Raw genomic sequence first — 21440 nt, 5'->3', positions numbered from 1 at the left:
CTCACGGGCATGCTGGCTGCGGGTGAGTTCGGTCCAGGCCATCGTGGTCTCCGTTCAGTGTCGTACCCGAACAGAAACACAACCTCCTGAACTCACTCAATTAGTTTCAAATCGGGCTCTCAGACACCATCGCCCGGCCCGGCTCGCAGATCAGCTCTGGCGCGGCGTCACCAAAGGCATCGCGAACCGCAGTCCCAATGGCGGAAAACACCGTCTCAAGATCCGGCGCCACGCCATCGCGGTTGGCGGCAAAGCCACCGCCGACGTTCAGTCGCGCCACCTTTACCCCGGCGGCATCGACGATCCGGCGGGCGGCGTGGATATATTCGACCCAAGCCGAGGCATCCTCGCATTGGGTGCCGGGATGAAAACACAGGGCCGGTGTCCAGCCCTCTGCCGCCACCCGTTGCAGCAACGCGATCGCCTCTTCCGGGGCGGCACCGAATTTGCTGCCAAAATCATAGGCTGCGCCCTCGACCGGCAAGGCAAAGCGCACCGCGATCTCGCAGGTGCGCGGCACATCGGCCAGTTTGGCCAGCTCGCTCGCCTCATCCACCGACCAGCTGGCCACGCCATGAGAGATACCCGCCGCGATTTCCACATCCGAACGCACCGGGTTATTGTAATGCATCACCGCATCCGCACTGGCCGCGCGCACCGCCTCCATTTCCGCTGGCGAGGCCACATCAAAGGCCGACACACCTGCGGCAACCAAATTGGACAGAACCGCAGGATGGGGGTTCGCCTTGACTGCATAGGTCACCAGCCCCGGAAAGCCGGTCAGGAACCGGTCCGCCACCTCGTGCAGCACCCGCGGCGAGAAATAGAGGATGGGATGATCCGGCTGCCGCCGCGCAAGATGCGTTTCGGGGTCAAGCCAGAGCGGGGGAATATGCTGCATAAGATCAAAGCCTTGTTGGACGGACTGCGTGCCGATTGACGGTTTTCTTGCATTTTCGCCCGGTTGCGCGTCGATTTCCCCCGTCACTATTGATATTATGACGGTAATTCCCGTCATTATGGCGCACACAAAATGCAGATAGACGAAACAGATCAGCGACTTCTGGCGCTTTTGCGCGACAATGCCCGCCGCCCGGTGGCCGAACTGGCGCGTCACCTCAATCTTGCGCGCACCACCGTTCAAACCCGGATCGAACGGTTGGAAACGCTGGGCGTTATCGCAGGGTACACGCTGAAAATCTCCCCTGCAGTGCGCCCGCCCCTGCAGGCGACAGTGCTGATCTCCATCGAACCGCGCAGCGGCCCCGAGGTTCTGGCCCGTCTGCGCAGCCTTCCGGGGGTCGAAGTGGTGCATACGACCTCGGGCCGGTTCGACCTGCTGGCGCAGGTCGTGGCGCAAACCACGGATGAACTGGATGAAACCATCGACCGCATTGGCGAGGCGCGCGGCGTTCGCTCTTCAGAAAGCCTGATCCACCTGTCGACCAAACTGGACCGCAGCGGCAGCCGGGGCTAGGCGCCGCCCCCATCCTTCAACACAAGCGAAAACAGAATTTACGGGGTGCCAAAAGTAGTGCGCCCGGCCGACTTTGCGGGCATCCGCATCAAAGTCTGGCCGGGCGTCTCGTGAATGGCGGACCGAGGGGAGGACCCGCTGTTCTCTTCGTAAACGACCTTAGCGGCTCAGAGTTAAACCACCGTTACCGCCCCGCGCGATGACGGCGCCAAAACCCGCATTATTCCCCCCGCCTGCCTTATTTTCCTGCCCGCCTTGGCACTTTCCCTTTGCCGCCCCGTTCTATATGGGAGAACGCGACGAAAAATGACACGCACGCAGGACCAAACCGATGGCGATGGAAAAGACATTCAACGCAGCCGAAGCCGAAAGCCGTCTTTACGCGGCCTGGGAAGAGGCGGGCTGTTTCAAGGCAGGCGCAAACGCGAAGCCCGAGGCTTCCACCTATTGCATCATGATCCCGCCCCCCAATGTCACCGGCGTCCTGCACATGGGCCATGCTTTCAACAACACGCTGCAGGACATCCTGATCCGCTGGAAACGCATGCAGGGCTTTGACACCCTGTGGCAGCCTGGACAGGACCACGCCGGCATCGCCACCCAGATGGTTGTGGAACGCGAACTGGCGAAAAACCAGCAGCCCTCCCGCGCCGAACTCGGCCGGGAAAAGTTCCTGGACAAAGTCTGGGACTGGAAAAGCCAGTCTGGCGGCACCATCGTTAACCAGCTGAAACGCCTCGGCGCCTCCTGTGACTGGTCGCGCAACGCCTTCACCATGTCCGGCGCCCCCGGTGCCCCGGAAGGCGAAGAGGGCAACTTCCACGATGCCGTGATCAAGGTCTTCGTGGAGATGTTCAACAAGGGCCTGATCTACCGCGGCAAGCGGCTGGTGAACTGGGACCCGCATTTTGAGACCGCGATTTCCGACCTTGAGGTGGAGAATATCGAGGTTGCGGGCCACATGTGGCACTTCAAATACCCTCTCGCGGGCGGTGCAACCTATACCTACGTCGAAAAGGACGAGGACGGGAATGTCACGCTTGAGGAGGAGCGCGATTACATCTCCATCGCCACTACCCGCCCCGAAACCATGCTGGGCGATGGCGCCGTGGCCGTGCACCCCGATGACGCGCGCTATGCCCCCATCGTAGGCAAGCTGGTCGAGATCCCAGTGGGCCCCAAGGAACACCGCCGCCTGATCCCAATCATCACCGACGAATACCCCGACCCCGACTTCGGCTCGGGTGCGGTGAAGATCACCGGCGCACATGATTTCAACGACTATCAGGTGGCCAAGCGCGGCGGCATCCCGATGTACCGCCTGATGGACACCAAGGGCGCGATGCGTGCCGATGGTGCGCCTTACGAAGAGGCCGCAACCACGGCCATGGCCGTCGCCAAGGGCGAACAGACCCTTTCGGAGGCCGAAGCCGACGCCATCAACCTGGTGCCTGAGGACCTGCGCGGTCTGGACCGCTTTGAGGCCCGCAAGGCCGTGGTGCAGCAGATCACCGACGAAGGTCTCGCCGTGATGGTGAAAGAGGCCAAGACGGACGACGAGGGCAACCTTGTCGAAACCATGGTGCCGCTGGTCGAGAACAAGCCGATCATGCAGCCCTTTGGCGACCGCTCCAAGGTGGTGATCGAACCGATGCTGACCGACCAGTGGTTCGTGGACGCTGAAAAGGTCGTCGGCCCGGCGCTGGACGCCGTGAAGGACGGCACCGTCAAGATCCTGCCGGAATCGGGTGAGAAGACCTATTACCATTGGCTGGAGAACATCGAACCCTGGTGCATCTCGCGTCAGCTGTGGTGGGGCCACCAGATCCCGGTCTGGTACGGCTTTGACCTCTCCGGCGAAGGGTTCACCGATGACGAGGGCGACGGCGCGCTTGATCTGGTCGAAAGCCTGCGCCTTATGTGGGAGCAGAAGCTGCTGATCGGCGAAGAGCCGCGTCATTGCGCCGCCGATTTCGACAGCGTCAAACCACAGTTTGACGACATTCTGGTTGGCCTGCCGACACCGCTGAACCACGCGCAGGTGGTTGAAGTCGAAACCCGCGCCGATGCGGTCAAGGCCTTTGCCGCCGCGCTGGCCGAGTATGAAACCACTCAGGATCCGACCAAACTGGTCTACCCGGTCTGGCGTGACCCCGATGTGCTCGACACATGGTTTTCCTCCGGCCTCTGGCCAATCGGCACGCTGGGCTGGCCTGAACAGACCGAGGAACTGGGCAAATACTTCCCGACCTCGACGCTGGTCACCGGGCAGGACATCCTGTTCTTCTGGGTTGCCCGCATGATGATGATGCAGCTGGCCGTCGTGGATCAGATCCCGTTTGACACCGTCTACCTGCATGGCCTCGTGCGCGACGCCAAGGGCAAGAAGATGTCGAAATCCACCGGCAACGTCATCGACCCGCTGGATATCATTGACGAATACGGCGCCGATGCGCTGCGTTTCACCAATGCGGCGATGGCGAGCCTCGGCGGGGTGCTGAAGCTCGATATGCAGCGGATCGCCGGCTACCGGAACTTTGGCACCAAGCTGTGGAACGCCATCCGCTTTGCCGAGATGAACGAGGTCTTCACCGATGCGGTGCCGCAGACCGATGTGGCCGATCTGAAGCCCGCGCAGGCCGTCAACGCCTGGATCATCGGCGAAACCGCCCGCGTGCGTGAGGAAGTGGATGCGGCGCTAGAGGCCTATCGCTTCAACGATGCGGCGCAGGCGCTTTACGCCTTTGTCTGGGGCAAGGTCTGCGACTGGTATGTGGAGCTGTCCAAGCCATTGTTGCAGGGTGAAGACGCCGCAGCCCAGGCCGAGACCCGCGAGACCATGCGCTGGGTCATGGATCAGTGCCTGATCCTTCTGCATCCGATCATGCCCTTCATCACCGAAGAGCTGTGGGGCCAGACCGGAACCCGCACCAAGATGCTGGTGCATGTTGATTGGCCCGCCTATGCCGCCGCTGACCTGGTCAATGCCGAGGCCGACCGGGAGATCAACTGGGTGATCTCGGTCATCGAGAACACCCGCTCTGCCCGCGCGCAGATGCATGTGCCTGCGGGCCTCAAGGTCGCCATGTTGGTGACCGAGATCGACGAGGCCGCCCAAACCGCATGGGACCGCAACGAGGCGCTGATCAAACGCCTTGCGCGGATCGACAGCCTGACCAAGGTCGACAGCCTGCCGAAGGGCTGTGTCTCGATCTCGGCGCCCGGCGCTTCCTTCGGCCTGCCGCTCGCCGATATCATCGACATCGACGAGGAAAAGGCACGCCTTGAGAAAACCCTTGGCAAACTGGCCAAGGAACTTGGCGGCCTGCGCGGACGGTTGAACAATCCGAAGTTCGTGGCCTCCGCCCCCGATGAGGTGGTGGAAGAAGCGCGCGAGAACCTTGCCGCCCGCGAAGAGGAAGAAACCAAGATCAAAGAGGCGCTTGCCCGCCTTTCTGAACTCGGCTGACATACCCCTTGAAGCCGCCCGCGCAAAACGGGCGGCTTTCACTAGGCGCAACCCCGTTATTTAACGAATTTTTTAGATTTTCCGGAACCGAACGGGGAAATTCAGGCCAAGGCGGCCATTGTTTTTGTGTCGCTTCTGTTTCAGCTTATCAAAAAGACAAAAAGGATTCCGAATGCCAAAGGGATATTGGGTTGCCCATGTCGATGTTGACGATATGGAGCGTTACAAGGACTACGTGGCGGCCAACGCGGCGCCCTTTGCCGAATACGGCGCGAAATTCCTGGTGCGCGGCGGCGCGAAAGAAGTCCGCGAAGGACAAACACGCGCCCGTACCGTCGTGATCGAATTCAAGGATTTCGACACCGCAAAGGCCTGCTACGACTCGGTCGCCTATCAAGACGCCAAGGCGCTGCGCGATCCGGTCTCGACCGGCGACATGGAAATCATCGAAGGCTACGACGGTTAGAAACTGTTGGCCCCACCGGCGTTGCAGGGTATCCTGATCTCATGCTCAAAAAGCTCTTTCAAGCCTTCCGCCCGCCGCAGCCCCCGGCGCTGCCGGATCCCGACGCTGAACTGGCCCTCGGGGCGCTGATGGTGCGCGTGGCGCAATCCGACCGGGAATATCAACTGGAAGAGATCAGCCTGATCGACCGGATTCTGGCGCGGTTATATCAGCATAACGCCATTGAAGCGGCCAAGGTGCGCGCCAGCTGCGAAAAATTGCACGCCGCAGCGCCCGAGACCGATACATTCGGCCGCCTGATCCGCGAAACCACCGGGCTTGACGAACGGCTCGCCGCGCTGGACGCCCTGTGGGAAGTGGTGCTTGCGGATGGCGACGAACACGAGGGCGAAGTCAAGATCGTGGAAGACGCCCGCAAGGCCATGGGCCTGTCCTATGCCGACAACGAAACCGCGCGGGAGCGGGCGCGCCGCAAACTCGCCAACGCCTCAGAGGAAACTCAGACTTGTTCCAGGACCTCCTGAACCGCCTTCTGTCCCCCGCGAAAGTCACCCTCGCGGATGAGGACGCCCGACTGGCCCTCTGCGCCCTTCTGGTGCGCGTCGCACGATCGGATCACAACTACTCCGAAGAGGAAAAGGACCGGATCGACCGCATCAACCAATCCCGCTACGGGCTGGACATGGGAGGCGCGATCCTGCTGCGCGAAGAGGCAGAGGCGATGGAGGCCGAAGCCCCCGACACCGTCCGTTTCACCCGCGCCATCAAGGATGCCGTGCGCTACGAGGACCGCACCGCGGTGATCGAGGCGCTGTGGATGGTCGCCTTGGCTGACGGCCACAGGGATGACAGCGAGGATACGTTACTCCGGCTCTCCTCCAGCCTGCTTGGGGTGAACGACCGGGACAGCGCCCTGGCCAGACAACGTGCGGAGGCTGCACTGTGATTGCTTTTCTTGGAATGTACGACCGCCCGGAAACCGCCGAGGCCAATGACCGTTTTTGGGCGGCAATACGTGAGGCCCTGGCCGGTGAGTGGGACGTCCCGGAGGCGCTGGACCGCAAAAGCGATCCCTGGAGCGCCTGGACGGCAAAGAACCTGCTGCTGGCCCAGACCTGCGGCTGCCCGCTGCGCACCCGTCTATACGGCGAGGTACAGCTGATCGGGACCGCCGATTACGGCCACGCAGGCTGCGCGCCGGGGCATTACTACAGCGTCTTTGTTGCCCGCAAGGATGCAGATGTCTCCCGCCTGAGCCAGCTTGATGGCAAGATCTTTGCCTATAACGACGGCCTGTCGCAATCCGGCTGGGCTGGACCGCTGATCCACATGCAGGATGAGGGCATGTTGCCGGGCGAGTTGCTGGAAACAGGCAGCCACCGGGACTCCGCGCTGGCCGTGGCAGAGGGGCGCGCCGATTTTGCTGCCCTAGATGTCCTGTCCTGGGAAATGATGCAGAAATACGACGATTTCGCCGCCGACCTTCAGGCCTTTGAGCGCACCGCGGAGACCCCCGGCCTGCCCTTTATCACGGCCATCGGGAACGCTCCGGACGTGCTGTACAAGGCGATTGAAACCGCGATTTCCAACCTCGACGAGGACACGCTGGCGACGCTGCACCTCAAGGGCATCGTACAAATTCCCATGTCCGATTATCTGGCGGTGCCGACACCGCCCGGCCCGGTGCTGACCGGACAAAAGATCCGCGCCCGCGCCAAGGCCTGATGCATTGTCCGTTTTGTCGGCAGGCCTGACCGTTTCGCAGGAAACCACGGATCTTTGTGCGGTTTGAACATTGCAATTCGGCTTTTTTTGGGTCCAATAAGACAAAATTTTATCCAACCGGACGACGCGCACCTTGACCGAAACAACGACCAAAGCAACGCCTGCGAGCAAAACTGCACCCGACGCCACTCCGGTTCTGGAGATGCGCGGTCTGCATAAATCCTATGGCGATCTGGAGGTCATCAAGGGCGTCGACATCACCGCCCCGCGCGGCGCCGTGGTGTCGCTGATCGGCTCATCCGGGTCTGGAAAATCGACGCTGCTGCGCTGCTGCAACCTTCTGGAAGACAGTCAGCAGGGGGAAATCCTGTTCAAGGGCGAGCCGATCAAATGGGTCGGCAGCGGCCTGAACCGTCGCCCTGCCGACGCAAAACAGGTTCTGCGCATCCGTACCAACCTGTCGATGGTGTTCCAGCAGTTCAACCTGTGGTCCCATATGACCATCCTGCAAAACGTGATGGAGGCGCCGCTGACGGTGCTGAAACGCGACCGCGCCGAGGTTGAAGCCTCTGCGCGCAAATATCTCGACAAGGTCGGCATCGGCGACAAATGCGACGTCTACCCGGCGCAACTGTCGGGTGGCCAGCAGCAGCGCGCCGCCATCGCCCGCGCTCTGTGCATGGAGCCCGAAGCCCTGCTGTTCGACGAACCCACCTCGGCGCTCGACCCGGAATTGGAGCAGGAAGTCGTCAAGGTGATCAAGGATCTGGCCGCCGAAGGCCGTACCATGATGATCGTGACCCACGACATGAAGATGGCAGAGGACGTCTCCGATCACGTCGTGTTCCTGCATCAAGGATTGATCGAGGAGCAAGGCACCCCGGCCGAGGTCTTTGGCAACACCAAATCCGAACGACTGAAGGCTTTCCTGTCTTCGACCAAACGCTAAAACCAATAAAACGACCAATAACCAACCAAAACGGGAGTATACTCATGAAATCCATTCTTCTCGGCACCGCCGCCCTGGCCCTGACTGCGGGCGTGGCACTGGCAGATACCGTGCGTCTGGGCACCGAGGGCGCCTACCCTCCCTACAACTTCATCAACGACAAGGGTGAAGTGGACGGGTTCGAGCGCGAGCTGGGTGACGAGCTGTGCAAACGCGCCGAGCTGACCTGCGAATGGGTCACCAACGACTGGGATTCGATCATCCCGAACCTGACCTCGGGCAACTACGACGCCATCATCGCGGGCATGTCGATCACCGAAGAGCGTGAGGAAGTCGTCGACTTCACCCAAGGCTACACACCGCCGTCGCCCTCGGCCTATGCCGCGATGTCCAGCGATGTGGACCTGACCGGTGGCATCATCGCCGCCCAGACCGCAACCATCCAAGCCAACCACGTGGTCGACACCGGCGCGACCCTGGTGGAATACCCGACCCCGGATGAAACCATCGCAGCCGTGAAATCCGGCGAAGCCGATGCCGTTCTGGCCGACAAGGATTACCTGGAACCGGAAGTCGAAGCCTCTGACCTTGTCTTCGTCGGTGACGATGTACCGCTGGGCGGTGGCATCGGCATGGCCTTCCGCGAAAGCGATGACGAGCTGCGCGGCAAGTTCGACGCCGCCATCACCTCGATGAAGGAAGACGGCAGCCTGAACGAGCTGATCACCAAATGGGAAGTCGGCGGCACCTGGTAAGCCACGCCTGCCCTTTCCAAGAGACTGGCAAAGGGGGGCACTGCTCCCCTTTGCTGTATTCCCCCCGTTGCGCGCATGATCCGGCTCCGTCAGGAGGGATGCGGGTGACATAGACGACGAGGTCAGCCATTTTCGCCTATTGCTCAGACCCGGCCACCCTGGAGGGCCTCCAGTGGCTGTCATGTTACCTGACCACCGGAAAGCACATGGGATTTTATCTCGCTTTCGGGACGGTCCTGCTGCTGCTCGCCATCACTGCGCCGCTGGCGCTCCTGTTCGGCTTTGGTGGCGCTATCGCAGCCCGCTCTCACTTCCCGCCCCTGTCCTGGTTCGGCAAGGGATACATCGCCATCGTGCGCGGTGTGCCCGACATTGCCTTCTTCCTATTCTTCGTCATCGCGCTGGATCAGGGAATTGAATGGCTGCGCCACAAGGTCAAATGCCCGGACTGGGATCAACCGATCCGCCAGGGCAGCGATTTTCTGGTCTGCGACATCGCCAAGATGCCGCTGGGCACCTCACCGCAGTGGATCCACGAGGTCTATGGCTTCTCCCTTGCGGTGGTGACCTTCGCCATCGTGTTCGGCGCCTTTGCAGCCAACGTGCTCTATGGCGCGATGAACGCGGTGCCGCGACCGCAGATCGAAACCGCCGAGGCCTATGGCATGACACGCAGGCAGGCCTTCTGGCGCATTCAGGTGCCGCAGATGTGGACCTATGCCCTGCCCGGCCTGTCGAACCTCTGGATGGTGCTGATCAAGGCGACGCCGCTGCTGTTCCTTCTGGGCGTCGAGGATATCGTCTACTGGGCGCGTGAACTGGGCGGCTCCAAGACGGCCAAGTTCACCGATTACCCGCACGGCGACTGGCGCATGTGGTATTTCCTGGCGCTGCTGGTCTTCTATCTCGCCTTTACCAAGGTGTCAGAGGTGGTGCTGGCCCGGATCACGACCCGCCTGTCGCATGGGCAAGCCACCCTGGGCGGCGAAGCGCAGAGGAAAGCCAAATGAGCTGTATCGAGACCATTCAGGCCTACGCCTTCCGCTCACTTGGCTACGGGGAACGCCTGCTGCCGCGCAGTGATTTCACCCTGTGCGAACATTTCACCCTGATCGGTTCGGGGATGATCTGGAACATCTATTTCGGCACCCTTGCGGTGATCACCGGTTTCTTCTTTGCCAACCTCCTGGCGGTGGCGAAGAACTCCTCCTCCGCGGTCTGGCGCAAACCGGCAGAGTGGTTCATCTTCGTTTTCCGGGGATCGCCACTCTTCATCCAGTTCTTCTTTGCCTATTTCCTGTTCCTGGAAATGAAGGGCTTCTCGCCCATTCTTGATGCCTTCTCCTCGGCCTGGTTGGGGGCGCTGGTGGTGCTGTTCTTCAACACCTCGGCCTATAGCGCCGAGATCTTCTATGGTGCGCTGCGATCCATCCCCAAGGGCGATATCGAGGCGGCGGACGCCTATGGCCTGTCGGGCTGGCACCGGTTCCGGCGCATCATGTGGCCGACGATGATGCGTCTCGCCTGGCCGTCCTACACCAACGAGGCGATTTTCCTGTTCCACGCCACGACGCTGGTCTTCTTCTCCGGCTTCCCAGCCTGGCGGCAAAAGGGCGATGCGCTCTACTACGCGAATTACTTTGCGGACAAGACCTTCAACCCCTTTGTGCCCTATCCGATCCTAGCCTTCTATTTCATCCTGCTGACGCTTTTGATCATAGGTCTGTTTGGCCTTGTGAACAAAAGACTGAACCGGCACGTACCGAAGGAAAGACGGGTCAAAATGCGGTTCAGGCCAAGCCTTATCCGCTGAACGCCGCCACGGAATAGCACTTTGAAAATGGCTCCTTCGGGGGCCATTTTTTGTGCGCAGGCGCGGCTGCGACAATTTTTGATCAAATTTTGATTGCGTCTTTACGCGGCTCGGGTAGAACTATGGTCAGAAACAATGGAGCCCCCCCATGGACCTGTCCGGCCTCAGAACCGTCCGCATTGCCGCCTGTGACATGAACGGACAGATGCGCGGCAAGCGCATGCCCGCAAGCGCAGCACATAAGCTGGATGATGGCACCGCGCGCATGCCGGTCTCGGTGCTCAACGTGGATATCTGGGGGCGCGACATCGAAGACAGCCCGCTTGTGTTCGAGACCGGCGATGCCGATGGCATCCTGCTGCCCACGGACCGGGGCGCCGTGCCCATGCCCTGGCTCAGCACGCCGTCCGCCCTGGTTCCGATGACCATGATGCTTGAGGATGGAACGCCGTTCATGGGCGACCCCCGTCAGGTTCTGGCTCACGTTCTGCAGCGCTATGCGGCACGGGGATGGAGTGTGGTTGCTGCCACCGAGATGGAATTCAACCTTGTGGATGATGGCGGCGCCCAACCCGGCCCGCCGATTGATCCGCTCACCGGACGCGAGCTAGACCAGCAATCGGTTCTGTCGGTGGCCGAGCTCGACGCCTTTGACGCCTTCTTTTCCGATGTCTACGAGGGCGCCGAGGCGATGGGCATTCCCGCCAAGGACGCCATCTCCGAAGCCGGCCTCGGCCAGTTCGAGATCAACCTTGACCATCAGGATGCCATGCGCTGCGCCGACGATGCCTGGCTGTTCAAGGCCTTGATCAAAGGTCTGGCACGCAAACACGGGTTTGCGGCGACCTTCATGGCGAAACCCTATGCCGAGGAAGCCGGTAATGGCATGCACGTGCATTTCTCAGTGGTCGATGAGGCTGGAAACAACATTTTCGACAATGGCACCGACGCCGGGTCAGAGCTGCTCCTGAACGCGGTGGCCGGCTGTCTGGCCGCAATGCCCGCCAGCACCCTGATCTTTGCGCCCCACGGCAATTCCTATGACCGGCTGATCCCCGGCGCCCATGCACCAACCAGCGCGGCCTGGGCCTATGAAAACCGTACCGCCGCAATCCGCATTCCCGGCGGCAGCCCCAAGGCGCGCCGGATCGAACACCGCGCCGCAGGCGGGGACATCAACCCCTACCTGATGCTGGCCACTGTACTTGGCGCGGCCCTTGTCGGGATCGAGGACGCAATGCAGCCGCCTGCCCCCTCGAGTGGGAATATCTATGACATCAAGGGCCTGCCGCAGCTTGCCGCGACATGGCAGGAAGCAATCGACCTGTTCGAGAGCGATCCCATCATCGCCCGCATCCTGCCAAAAACCGCGATCCGCAATCTGGTGATGACAAAACGGCAGGAACTGGAGGAATTCGCCCGCCGCCCTAAAGAGAGCCACTGGCTGTCCTGGCTCGAAGCGGTATGATCCCTTGCCTGGCCTTTATGGCTCGGCTACAGTAAATTTGATCAAATTTGGTGACCCATGAAAATCGGCATTCTGCAAACCGGCCATGCCCCGGACGACCTGATCGACAGCTCAGGTGATTACGACCAGATGTTCTGCGACCTGCTGGCCGGGCACGGTTTTGAATTTCAGACCTGGGCCGTAGTCGATGGGGCGTTCCCGGACGGTCCCGATGCGGCGGACGGCTGGATCATCACCGGATCCAAACACGGCGCCTATGAAGACCACGACTGGATCCCGCCGCTAGAGGAGTTGATCCGCAAGATCGACGCCGCGAAACGCCCCATGGCAGGGATCTGTTTCGGACATCAGATCATCGCACAGGCCCTCGGCGGCAAGGTCGCCAAATTCGATGGCGGCTGGGCGGTGGGTCACGTGACCTATGAACAGGACGGCCAGCCGGTGACCCTGAACGCCTGGCATCAGGATCAGGTTGTGACCCGCCCCAAAAACGCCCGGGTGCTGGCCGGCAACGATTTCTGCGAAAACGGAATCCTAGCCTACGGTGACCACATCTGGACCGTGCAGCCCCACCCGGAATTTTCCAACAGTTTCGTACAGGGGCTGATCGAGAAACGCGGCCGCGGCGTAGTGCCGGCCCCCATTCTGGAGGGCGCAGCCGCAGGCCTCAGCACCCCCGTAGACAACCTTAAGATCGCAACCTTCCTCGCAGAGTTTTTGAAGAAAGAGAGGACCTGATGTCCGCCTGGCTCGATACGCTTCCCGACGCCGCCAAATCCTACCTGGAGGGCCGTCGTCTTGACGAGGTGGAATGCGTTATCTCGGATCTGCCGGGCATCGCCCGCGGCAAGGCTGTCCCGGCCACCAAATTCGCCAAGCAGGAATATTTCCACCTGCCCGACAGCATCTTTTACCAGACCATTACCGGGGACTGGGGTGAGGCCGCCGACGAGGATGGCTTCATCGAAAAGGACATGACGCTTTATCCCGACATGACCACCGCCACGGCGGCGCCGTGGACCGGGGACTGGACGCTTCAGGTCATTCACGATGCCTTTGACCGCGACGGCAACCCAATTGCCTGCTCGCCCCGCAACGTGCTGAAACGCGTTGTGCAACTCTACCACGACAAAGGCTGGGAGCCGGTGGTGGCACCCGAGATGGAGTTCTTCCTGGTTGCCCGCAACGTCGACCCGGCCCATGAGATCAAACCGATGATGGGCCGCTCGGGCCGCCCCGCGGCGGCGCGACAGGCCTATTCCATGACGGCCGTGGACGAATTCGGCCCGGTGATCGACGATATCTACGATTTCGCCGAGGCACAGGGGTTCGAGATCGACGGCATCACCCAGGAAGGCGGCGCCGGGCAGCTGGAAATCAACCTGCGCCACGGCGATCCGGTGAAACTGGCGGATGAGGTCTTCTACTTCAAACGCCTGATCCGCGAGGCCGCGCTGCGCCACGACTGTTTCGCCACTTTCATGGCCAAACCGATCGAGAATGAGCCCGGATCGGCCATGCATATCCACCATTCGATCATCGACAAGGCCACCGGAGAGAACATCTTCTCCGGACCGCAAGGCGGTGAAACCGACGCCTTCTATCACTTTATCGCCGGTCTGCAGAACCACCTGCCCGCCGGGATCGCAGTGATGGCACCCTATGTGAATTCGTACCGCCGCTACGTGAAGGATCACGCCGCGCCGATCAATCTGGAATGGGGCCGCGACAACCGCACCACCGGCATCCGGGTACCGCTGTCCAGTCCCTCGGCCCGCCGGGTGGAAAACCGCCTCGCTGGCATGGATTGCAATCCCTATCTGGGGATCGCCGTGTCGCTGGCCTGTGGCTATCTTGGCCTGATCCAGGAGGAGCGCCCGCGCCGCCAGTTCAAGGGCGATGCCTACGAGGGCGAAGGCGATATTCCGCAGGTCATGGGCCAGGCTCTGGATCTGTTCGATACGGCCACCGAACTGCACGAAATCCTCGGCCCCGAGTTCGCGCGCGTCTATGGCATCGTCAAACGCAGCGAATACGAGGAATTCCTGCAGGTGATCTCCCCCTGGGAGCGTGAACACCTGCTGCTGAACGTCTAGGCAGCAACCGTTCCTGCCCACTTCCCGACCACCGTGCCGCTGCTGCGGCGCGCCCGCCCGCATGAGGTAATCTATGGCTTTGAACCTGCTTTATTCCAACGACCGCAAGGGTCAGTACCCTGCCAGCTGGTACAATGCGACGGCAACAGAGCAAAAGCCCTATGACGCCCTGCGCGGGGATATACGGGCCGATGTCTGCATCGTCGGCGCGGGCTACACCGGCCTGTCCGCCGCGCTGCATCTGGCGGAGGCAGGCATGGAGGTTGCGCTTCTCGACGCTCACCGCGTCGGCTTTGGCGCCTCCGGGCGCAATGGCGGGCAGCTCGGCAGCGGACAGCGAATGGATCAGGAAGATCTGGAAAGCTTCATGGGCGAAGCCGAGGCCCTGAAGCTCTGGCGGCTGGGGGAAGAGGCCAAGGATCTTGTCAAATCCCTGATCGCCCGGCACGATATCGACTGCCACCTGAAACCCGGCGTGGCGTGGACCGGCTCCTCATGCAGTGAGGTGTCGCATCTGCACGACTATGCGCGCCACCTGCAGGATTGGTACGGCTACGATCAGATCGAAGTTCTGAACGACGACGCATGCCTCAAGCTTTGCCCTTCGCCCGATTACAAGGGGGGCTTTCTGGATCATGGCGCCGGGCATCTGCACCCGCTGAACTATGCGCTTGGCCTCGCCCGCGCAGCCGAGGCCGCAGGCGCCAAGATATACGAGCAGAGTGAGGCACTGGAGATCACCGAAGGCGCCGAGGTCACTGTGCGCACCGCCGAAGGCACGGTCACGGCAGACCACCTGATCCTGGCCTGCAACGGCTATCTTGGCGGTCTCAACCGTCAGGTCGCGGCCAAGGTCATGCCGATCAATAATTTCATCGTCGCAACCGAGCCTTTGGGGGATCGCGCTAATCAAGTGCTGACCCGCGACGTGGCGGTGGCGGACAGCAAATTCGTGGTCAACTATTTCCGCCTCAGCCATGACAAGCGGCTGCTGTTCGGCGGCGGCGAAAGCTATGGTTATCGCTTCCCCGCCAATATCGAAGCCGTGGTACGCAAGCCGATGCATCAGATCTTTCCGCATCTGAGCGACGTGCGCGTCGATTACGCCTGGGGCGGCACGCTGGGCATCACCATGAAACGGATGCCCTATCTGGCACGGCTGGCGCCAAATGTCCTGTCGGCCTCCGGCTATTCTGGCCATGGGGTCGGCACCGCCACCCACGCCGGGCAATTGATGGCGCTGGCCATTCAGGGGCAGGCCGAAGGTTTTGACACCATGGCGCGGGTTCCCGCTCCGGCCTTCCCAGGCGGACCGCGCATGCGCTCACCGCTGCTGGCCCTCGCCATGACCTGGTACGCACTGCGCGACCGGCTTGGTATCTGATCCGGCTCTGATCCCCTCCTCTTTTACCATCCCCTGCCGGGACCGACGGCCAGAACGCACCCCGTGCCTTCTGGCCGTTGTCGCTCTGCGCGCCTTCGCAACAGTTCTGTGAAATTTTCACCCCTGCGCCGGGAAATGCACCGTCGGCCTTGGCTTTGCGCGCCCATTGTTTTAGATTTATGAAATGATCCATTTGGGAAATTGAAATATGACGCAGCCACCGAATGTTCACGACGCCGAACCGATCCCCGCAGCAGCCCGCGAAGCCATTGATGCGCTGATGCAATCCGGCGATCTGTTTCGCTATACCGCGCCCCAGGATGCCCCTGTTGCCCTGCTGGAACAGGAATTCGCAGAACTCATTGGCTGCAAATATGCCCTCGCCGTCTCTTCCTGCTCGGCTGCGCTGTTCCTGTCGCTGAAGGCGCTGGACCTGCCGCGCGATGCCCGCGTCCTGATCCCCGGCTTCACCTTCGCCGCGGTGCCCTCTTCGGTGGTACATGCCGACTGCGTTCCGGTCCTCTGCGAAGTTGGCGAGAACTACCGCATCGACATGGCCGATTTTGAGGCCCGTCTGGATCAGGATATCGCGGCTGTCATCATCAGCCACATGCGCGGTCACACCTCGGATATGGACGCGATCATGGCGCTTTGCGATGCGCGCGGCATTCCGGTGATCGAAGATGCGGCGCATTCGCTTGGCACCACCTGGAACGGTCAGAACATCGGTACCATCGGCCGGATCGGCTGCTTCTCCTTCCAGTCCTACAAGATGCTCAACGCAGGTGAAGGCGGCATCTTGATCACCGATGATGCCGAACTGGTCGCCCGCGCGGTCATCATGTCCGGCGCTTATGAGCACAACTGGCAAAAGCACAAAGGCCCCCGCGGCGAAAACACCCCGGATCTGGCGCAGGCCTTTGCCAAGTGGCAGAACCAGCTGCCGCTTTATAACCTCCGGATGAGCAATCTGTCGGCTGCCGTCATCCGCCCGCAGATCCCGGAACTGGCCCGCCGGGTCCGCGATGGTCTGAAGAATCACGATTACGTCGCCGCCCGTCTGAACGCCGCGCCCTATTTCGATGTGCCCGCCCCGCTGGCGCCCGAACAGCGCGCCCCGGATTCGATCCAGTTCAATCTGGTTGGCATGACCGAGGACGACATCAGGGCCTTCTCCAAATCCGCCGCGGAAAAAGGCGTCAAGGTGCAGGTCTTCGGCCTCTCCGAGGACAACGCCCGCGCCTTCTGGAACTGGCAGTTCCTCAAGGACCTGCCCGAGCTGCCGCAGACCCGCGCAATGCTGATGAAAGCCTGCGACGTGCGCCTTCCGGTCCGCCTCACCAAGGATGAGCTGGACGTGATCGTCGACATCCTACTCACTGCCGCCAGCGAAACCATGGAACGGGTCGCCGCCTGAACCGGCCCGGCGGTCTGCTCCGCCGGGCGACCGCCCGGCGCCGAGCCCAACGGATCCGGATCCCCCAATGGGGTGTCCGGGATCGGGTGGGAGCCTACCGCCCCTTGCAGACTTATCGCGCAGTAAAGCCTGACCCTAGATACGAAAAAACCCGGGCTTGCCCCGGGTTTTTCTCTTTCATCGGATCAGACGCTTTCTCGTGCGTCCGTCACTTTATCTTCGAAAGCTTGTCCTGCAATTCGCTCAGCTGGCGCTTGATCGATTCCAGATCTTCTTCGCCATCAGCATCCGATTTCGCGCCTTCCGGTTCCGGGCCGCTGCCGCCGCTCCAGCCGCCGGACAGGCCACCGGTCATTGCCTTGAGGAAAGCTTCCTGCTGAACCTTCATCGCTTCGAACCCCGGCATGGTGGCCATCGGGTTCATCGCCGACATGTTTTCCATCATCTTGGACTGGCTGTCGCGCAGCATATCGAATGAGGTCTGCAGGAACTGCGGCATTACCCCGCCGCCTGGCACCATATAGCTGCGGACCAGATCATTCAGCACATTCACCGGCAGCACGTTTTCTCCGCGGCTTTCGTGTTCTGCAATGATCTGCAGCAGATACTGGCGTGTCAGGTCGTCCCCCGTTTTCAGGTCGACGATCTGGACCTCGCGTCCATCCCGGATAAACCCAGCAATATCCTCCAGCGTGACGTAGTCGCTGGTCTCCGTGTTATACAGCCGACGGCTGGCGTAGCGTTTGATAAGCAGGGGTTTTTCCTGTTCCGCCATGGTCATACCTCCCCAGACATGATGCATTGCAGAAACCCTATGCGAGCGCAGAACAAAAGAAAAGCCTCGCGCCGCTTTGGAAAACAATTGTTCTCACTGTCCCTCTGATCCGCCTTTGTGAACCATCGGTCAAAACTGTCTTCACATCAAGAAAACCACCTTGACCTAAAGTATACTTGAGATTTTACCCCAGACCTCACAATCAGTTTCAGACCGAAGGACGAAACATGCGGGTATTGTTGCTTGGCGCGACAGGATCAATCGGAACCGCCATCACGCGTGAACTGGTCGGCCGGGGCCATCAGGTAATCGGTCTGGTCAGATCAGAGGCCAGCGCGCAGAAGATCGCCGCCCTTGGCGGTAGCCCCCTGCCCGGTGACCTGCGGCAGCCTGAGGCATGGGCGCCCGTGGTGAAAGAGGTCGATGCCGTTGTGCAGGCCGCCGCGACCTTTGATCAGGACATGGGAGAGACCGACGAGCGCGCCATAGAGGCGATCCTTGATCATGCCGCGGATCGGGGCACCCCGCTGAGATTGATCTATACGGGCGGTTGCTGGCTCTATGGCGCAACCGGCAACCGTATTGCCGATGAAACCTCGCCCAAACGGCCGATTGCCAGTTTCGCCTGGATGACAGAACAAAGCCGGACAGTACTGCAGGCGAAGTGGGTTTCAGGCGCCGTGATCCATCCCGGTATGGTCTATCACGAGGATGGCGGCGTCTTCGAACGCTATCTGACCGCAGCCCGCAGCGATCAGCCGATCGAAATCTGGGGCAGTTTAAATACCCGCTGGCCGCTGGTGCATCGTTACGATCTGGCGGTGGCCTATCGCATCCTGTTGGAGCGTCCCGATCTGACGGGGGAATTCAACGCCTGCGCCCAAAGCGGCGTCGCGGCATCGGACATCGTCGCCCATATCGCGCAGCAGACGGATCATGCGGGCGGGTATATGGTGCGCACGCTCAAACACGTTCTGTGTAAATACGGGGCCTGGGCCGAGGGGCCGACGCTGGACCAGCAGATGTGCGCGGAAAAGCTGCGGCGCCTGTGTGGCTGGACACCACGATACCGTTGTTATTCGATGGCCACCTTCTGACAGCCTGCATCGGCGGCCACAAAAGCAACAGTCCGAAAAGACCGTTCCACAATATAAAAAGGGCAGGCCCGCGTGGCCTGCCCTTTCATCACAATCCGGCACTGATTGGGAGGAGAGCTGGTGCCGTCTTGTGGACTTTCTTATTTGGTTGCAGCTTTCTTGGCTGCGGTGGTCACCTCTTCGGTGGCCTTTTTCACGGCGGCAGTCGCTTCTTCGCTCATATCCTTGCCTGCGGCCATCAGCAGCTCGACGGTGTCGGTCTGTGCTTTCTTGGCGACTTCGGCAAAGGCAGCCATGTTTTTGGCAGCCACTTCAGCAGAGGCGCTGGCGAAATCGGTTGCGGCTTTGGCATAGTCGGCAGGCTCGGCCTGAACTTTGGACATCGCGCCCATCTTGGACAGGGTGTCTTTGGTCCATTTGGTCGAAATCTCGGCGGACTGCTCGGCAGCACCGATCGCAACGGCGGCCAGCTTTTCATTCAGAGCAGCAGAGCTCTTGAACGCATCTTCCATGGCCTTGGTGTCCATGGGGAATGCGCCCATCATGTCTTTCATCATCGCGGTAAAATCTTGGGTCTTAGCCATCGTACTAGTTCCTCTCGTTGCCGTGGCAGGGAGATGCCCGCCCGCTGTGTCTGACAACAATATGCTTTCTGCATCGCAGCATTTCAAGATTTTTTTGCTGCAATGCAGAAAAATTATGGGAACCGCAGCAATATCAGGACTTTACCATCTTGCGCACATAGTCGCCGGGGGCCTGCACCAGTGGCGGATGGGTCGAATCACCCGGTTCGCGGGCCGGAACCTGCTTGCCCGAACGCTTTTTCAGCCAGGCTTCCCAGCGCGGCCACCAGGATCCTTCATGGAAGGTTGCGCCTTCCATCCAGGCAGCGGCATCCAGTTTCAGATCGTCATTGGTATAGTGACCATACTTGTTGCGGGTGGGCGGGTTCACGATGCCCGCGATATGGCCCGACTGGGAAACGATGAAGTTCTTGCTGCGCGATCCCATCTGCTGCACGCCGCGATAGCAGTCCTTCCAGCGGGCGATGTGATCCGTTTCGCAGGTGACGGCCATCAGCGGAATGTCGACATCTTTGAGCTGCAGCTTGTGCCCCAGCAGCTCAAAACCGTCCTTGGCAAACTGGTTTCCCTGACATAGCCCACGCAGGTATTGGATCGCCATCTTGCCCGGCAGGTTGGCGCCATCGCCGTTCCAGTAGAGCAGATCAAAGGCAGGCGGCGTCTCTCCCATCATATAACTGCGGATCGCCGGCCCGTAGACCAGGTCATTGGCGCGCAGGAAAGAGAAGGTCCGCGCCATGATATAGGAGGGCAGCATGCCATCGTCGCCGATCTGCTCCTCAATGGCATCCACGAAATCGTTTTGCAGGAAGGGCGTGAATTCCCCCTGATCGTCAAAATCGGTCAACGCGGTAAAGAAGGTCGCCGATTTCACCGATTTGTCGCCGCGCTGTTTCAGCAGAGACAGGGTCAGACCCAGCGTTGTGCCAGCGATGCAATATCCGACGGCGTTGATCTGTTTGACCTTGCAGATCTCCTTCACCTGCTCGATCGCGGTCAGGAAACCGTCCTGCACATAATCCTCAAGCCCCACATCCGAATAGGAGGCATCCGGATTGACCCAAGAGACCACGAACAAGGTATAGCCCTGATCGGTGACCCATTTGATCAGGCTGTTCTGCGCCTTGAGGTCAAGAATGTAGAACTTGTTGATCCAGGGCGGGAACAGCAGGATCGGCGTTTCATGCACCGTATCCGTGGTCGGGCGGTACTGGATCAGCTCCATCATGCGGTTGCGATAGACGACTTCACCCGGGGTGGTGGCCAGATTGCGGCCAATTTCAAAGGCGGTATCATCCGCCAGCCGGACCACCAGCTCGCCATCATTGGCTTCGAGATCCGCGACCAGATTTTCCAGCCCTTTGATCAGCGACTGGCCCTCGGTCTCCAAAGCCCGCTCCAGCGCATCCGGATTGGTGGGCAGAAAATTGGTCGGCGCCATCATATGAATGATCTGGTCCGCGAAATAGGACAGCCGCTGCCGGTCAACCCGGTCCAGATCGCCCGCCTCGTCAACAGCCTCGCGGATAGCGGCGGCATTGGTCATATACTGCTGCTTGATAAAGCGGAAATAGGGGTTCTTGTCCCACATCGGGTTGGTGAAGCGGCGGTCCGAGGGTGCATCGTCGCCTTCCCCGTCCTGTTGCCCGGCCAGCGCCTGCTGGGCCTCGGCGAAATTCAGCACCGATTTGCCCCAATATTCGATCTGATGTTCCAGCAGCTTTGCCGGGTTTTGCAGCATAGAAGCCCAGTAAGACGTTGCTGCACGTGCGAACAATTCCTGATTCGGACCGTCCAGTCCGGGATGATGCGGCTTCTTGCTTGCCATCACCTCGACCAGCCGTTTCGACAGATGTTCTACCTTTTCTAAATTTTCCTTAAGTCGATCAATGTGTTCTGGAGAAGTTCCGGCACCCTGCACGTCACTTGTTGTCATCTTAAGGAATCCCCCCTAATCTTTCTGCT

Annotated in this window: 19 protein-coding genes and 1 pseudogene; 16 read left to right on the top strand and 4 right to left on the bottom strand. The window is 60.7% G+C overall.

The genetic code is table 11. The features are described 5' to 3' along the window. Positions 1-115: 115 nt before the first annotated feature. Positions 116-901 (bottom strand): annotated as a pseudogene (locus tag AAFO90_RS13105) (type III PLP-dependent enzyme); the annotation flags it as partial. A 132-nt stretch (positions 902-1033) separates the two neighbouring features. Here AAFO90_RS13105 and AAFO90_RS13100 point away from each other — a divergent pair. The 15 genes from AAFO90_RS13100 to AAFO90_RS13030 all read left to right on the top strand — a co-directional run bounded on the left by AAFO90_RS13100 (position 1034) and on the right by AAFO90_RS13030 (position 17019). Further along, positions 1034-1477, top strand: coding sequence for an Lrp/AsnC family transcriptional regulator (locus AAFO90_RS13100; protein ID WP_065270684.1), 444 nt, complete (start codon positions 1034-1036; stop codon positions 1475-1477). Positions 1478-1808: 331 nt separating this feature from the next. Continuing rightward, the gene (locus AAFO90_RS13095) at positions 1809-4946 is read left to right on the top strand and encodes a valine--tRNA ligase (protein WP_347509671.1); all 3138 of its coding nucleotides are present in this window, start codon (positions 1809-1811) and stop codon (positions 4944-4946) included. Positions 4947-5118: 172 nt separating this feature from the next. Continuing rightward, positions 5119-5412: a DUF1330 domain-containing protein gene (locus tag AAFO90_RS13090; RefSeq protein WP_065270686.1), complete on the top strand. Its 294-nt coding sequence runs from the start codon at positions 5119-5121 to the stop codon at positions 5410-5412. Between the two features lie 41 nt (positions 5413-5453). Continuing rightward, positions 5454-5936 (top strand): TerB family tellurite resistance protein, encoded by a 483-nt coding sequence (locus tag AAFO90_RS13085; protein ID WP_065270687.1) that lies wholly within the window; start codon positions 5454-5456, stop codon positions 5934-5936. Further along, a complete protein-coding gene (locus AAFO90_RS13080; RefSeq protein WP_065270688.1) occupies positions 5918-6358 on the top strand; it encodes a TerB family tellurite resistance protein in 441 nt (146 codons plus the stop codon). The genes AAFO90_RS13085 and AAFO90_RS13080 overlap by 19 nt, the downstream gene beginning before the upstream one ends. After that, positions 6355-7137 carry a PhnD/SsuA/transferrin family substrate-binding protein gene (locus tag AAFO90_RS13075; RefSeq protein ID WP_274832550.1) on the top strand — a complete coding sequence of 261 codons (783 nt, stop codon included), beginning with the start codon at positions 6355-6357 and terminating at the stop codon, positions 7135-7137. Before AAFO90_RS13080 ends, AAFO90_RS13075 begins: the two co-directional genes overlap by 4 nt. Before the next feature lie 202 nt (positions 7138-7339). Next, the gene (locus AAFO90_RS13070) at positions 7340-8086 is read left to right on the top strand and encodes an ATP-binding cassette domain-containing protein (RefSeq protein ID WP_274832609.1); all 747 of its coding nucleotides are present in this window, start codon (positions 7340-7342) and stop codon (positions 8084-8086) included. Positions 8087-8130: 44 nt separating this feature from the next. After that, complete coding sequence (locus AAFO90_RS13065) at positions 8131-8841, top strand: transporter substrate-binding domain-containing protein (RefSeq protein ID WP_065270690.1); 711 nt, start codon at positions 8131-8133, stop codon at positions 8839-8841. Positions 8842-8969: 128 nt separating this feature from the next. Beyond that, positions 8970-9851: an ABC transporter permease subunit gene (locus AAFO90_RS13060; protein ID WP_347509672.1), complete on the top strand. Its 882-nt coding sequence runs from the start codon at positions 8970-8972 to the stop codon at positions 9849-9851. After that, positions 9848-10654: an ABC transporter permease subunit gene (locus tag AAFO90_RS13055; protein WP_274832549.1), complete on the top strand. Its 807-nt coding sequence runs from the start codon at positions 9848-9850 to the stop codon at positions 10652-10654. Before AAFO90_RS13060 ends, AAFO90_RS13055 begins: the two co-directional genes overlap by 4 nt. Positions 10655-10802: 148 nt before the next feature. Further along, entirely contained in the window at positions 10803-12122 is a 1320-nt protein-coding gene (locus AAFO90_RS13050) for a glutamine synthetase family protein (protein WP_065273508.1), read from the top strand. A gap of 57 nt (positions 12123-12179) precedes the next feature. Then, entirely contained in the window at positions 12180-12860 is a 681-nt protein-coding gene (locus tag AAFO90_RS13045) for a type 1 glutamine amidotransferase (RefSeq protein WP_347509670.1), read from the top strand. Continuing rightward, positions 12860-14218: a glutamine synthetase family protein gene (locus tag AAFO90_RS13040; protein ID WP_065270694.1), complete on the top strand. Its 1359-nt coding sequence runs from the start codon at positions 12860-12862 to the stop codon at positions 14216-14218. The genes AAFO90_RS13045 and AAFO90_RS13040 overlap by 1 nt, the downstream gene beginning before the upstream one ends. A gap of 73 nt (positions 14219-14291) precedes the next feature. Beyond that, positions 14292-15602: an FAD-binding oxidoreductase gene (locus AAFO90_RS13035; protein WP_347509669.1), complete on the top strand. Its 1311-nt coding sequence runs from the start codon at positions 14292-14294 to the stop codon at positions 15600-15602. A gap of 208 nt (positions 15603-15810) precedes the next feature. Beyond that, positions 15811-17019: an aminotransferase class I/II-fold pyridoxal phosphate-dependent enzyme gene (locus AAFO90_RS13030; RefSeq protein WP_274838508.1), complete on the top strand. Its 1209-nt coding sequence runs from the start codon at positions 15811-15813 to the stop codon at positions 17017-17019. Between the two features lie 208 nt (positions 17020-17227). On the opposite strand, the gene phaR is transcribed toward AAFO90_RS13030, so the two are convergent. Next, positions 17228-17794: a polyhydroxyalkanoate synthesis repressor PhaR gene (gene phaR, locus AAFO90_RS13025; protein WP_065273509.1), complete on the bottom strand. Its 567-nt coding sequence runs from the start codon at positions 17792-17794 to the stop codon at positions 17228-17230. 227 nt (positions 17795-18021) lie between these two features. Between phaR and AAFO90_RS13020 the strand changes: the two genes are divergently transcribed. Next, on the top strand, positions 18022-18891 hold the full coding sequence (locus AAFO90_RS13020; RefSeq protein ID WP_274835682.1) for an NAD-dependent epimerase/dehydratase family protein: 870 nt from the start codon (positions 18022-18024) through the stop codon (positions 18889-18891). Between the two features lie 140 nt (positions 18892-19031). Here AAFO90_RS13020 and AAFO90_RS13015 read toward each other — a convergent pair whose 3' ends face one another. Continuing rightward, positions 19032-19475, bottom strand: a complete 444-nt coding sequence (locus AAFO90_RS13015) for a phasin, PhaP (RefSeq protein ID WP_347509668.1) — start codon at positions 19473-19475, stop codon at positions 19032-19034. 133 nt (positions 19476-19608) lie between these two features. Next, positions 19609-21411: a class I poly(R)-hydroxyalkanoic acid synthase gene (gene phaC / locus AAFO90_RS13010; RefSeq protein WP_065270699.1), complete on the bottom strand. Its 1803-nt coding sequence runs from the start codon at positions 21409-21411 to the stop codon at positions 19609-19611. Between the last annotated feature and the right edge of the window lie 29 nt (positions 21412-21440).

This window comes from Phaeobacter sp. CAU 1743, from assembly GCF_039839315.1.
Lineage (GTDB): Bacteria > Pseudomonadota > Alphaproteobacteria > Rhodobacterales > Rhodobacteraceae > Phycobacter > Phycobacter gallaeciensis_A.
This window is presented reverse-complemented; position numbering and strand designations above follow the sequence as displayed.

Coding starts and splice junctions, on each gene's coding strand:
- AAFO90_RS13035 (WP_347509669.1), top strand. CDS start 14,292: ATGGCTTTGAACCTGCTTTATTCCAACGACCGCAAGGGTCAGTACCCT.
- AAFO90_RS13045 (WP_347509670.1), top strand. CDS start 12,180: ATGAAAATCGGCATTCTGCAAACCGGCCATGCCCCGGACGACCTGATC.
- AAFO90_RS13050 (WP_065273508.1), top strand. CDS start 10,803: ATGGACCTGTCCGGCCTCAGAACCGTCCGCATTGCCGCCTGTGACATG.
- AAFO90_RS13100 (WP_065270684.1), top strand. CDS start 1,034: ATGCAGATAGACGAAACAGATCAGCGACTTCTGGCGCTTTTGCGCGAC.
- phaC (WP_065270699.1), bottom strand. CDS start 21,411: ATGACAACAAGTGACGTGCAGGGTGCCGGAACTTCTCCAGAACACATT.
- AAFO90_RS13040 (WP_065270694.1), top strand. CDS start 12,860: ATGTCCGCCTGGCTCGATACGCTTCCCGACGCCGCCAAATCCTACCTG.
- AAFO90_RS13015 (WP_347509668.1), bottom strand. CDS start 19,475: ATGGCTAAGACCCAAGATTTTACCGCGATGATGAAAGACATGATGGGC.
- phaR (WP_065273509.1), bottom strand. CDS start 17,794: ATGGCGGAACAGGAAAAACCCCTGCTTATCAAACGCTACGCCAGCCGT.
- AAFO90_RS13095 (WP_347509671.1), top strand. CDS start 1,809: ATGGCGATGGAAAAGACATTCAACGCAGCCGAAGCCGAAAGCCGTCTT.
- AAFO90_RS13085 (WP_065270687.1), top strand. CDS start 5,454: ATGCTCAAAAAGCTCTTTCAAGCCTTCCGCCCGCCGCAGCCCCCGGCG.
- AAFO90_RS13090 (WP_065270686.1), top strand. CDS start 5,119: ATGCCAAAGGGATATTGGGTTGCCCATGTCGATGTTGACGATATGGAG.
- AAFO90_RS13020 (WP_274835682.1), top strand. CDS start 18,022: ATGCGGGTATTGTTGCTTGGCGCGACAGGATCAATCGGAACCGCCATC.
- AAFO90_RS13030 (WP_274838508.1), top strand. CDS start 15,811: ATGACGCAGCCACCGAATGTTCACGACGCCGAACCGATCCCCGCAGCA.
- AAFO90_RS13055 (WP_274832549.1), top strand. CDS start 9,848: ATGAGCTGTATCGAGACCATTCAGGCCTACGCCTTCCGCTCACTTGGC.
- AAFO90_RS13070 (WP_274832609.1), top strand. CDS start 7,340: ATGCGCGGTCTGCATAAATCCTATGGCGATCTGGAGGTCATCAAGGGC.
- AAFO90_RS13065 (WP_065270690.1), top strand. CDS start 8,131: ATGAAATCCATTCTTCTCGGCACCGCCGCCCTGGCCCTGACTGCGGGC.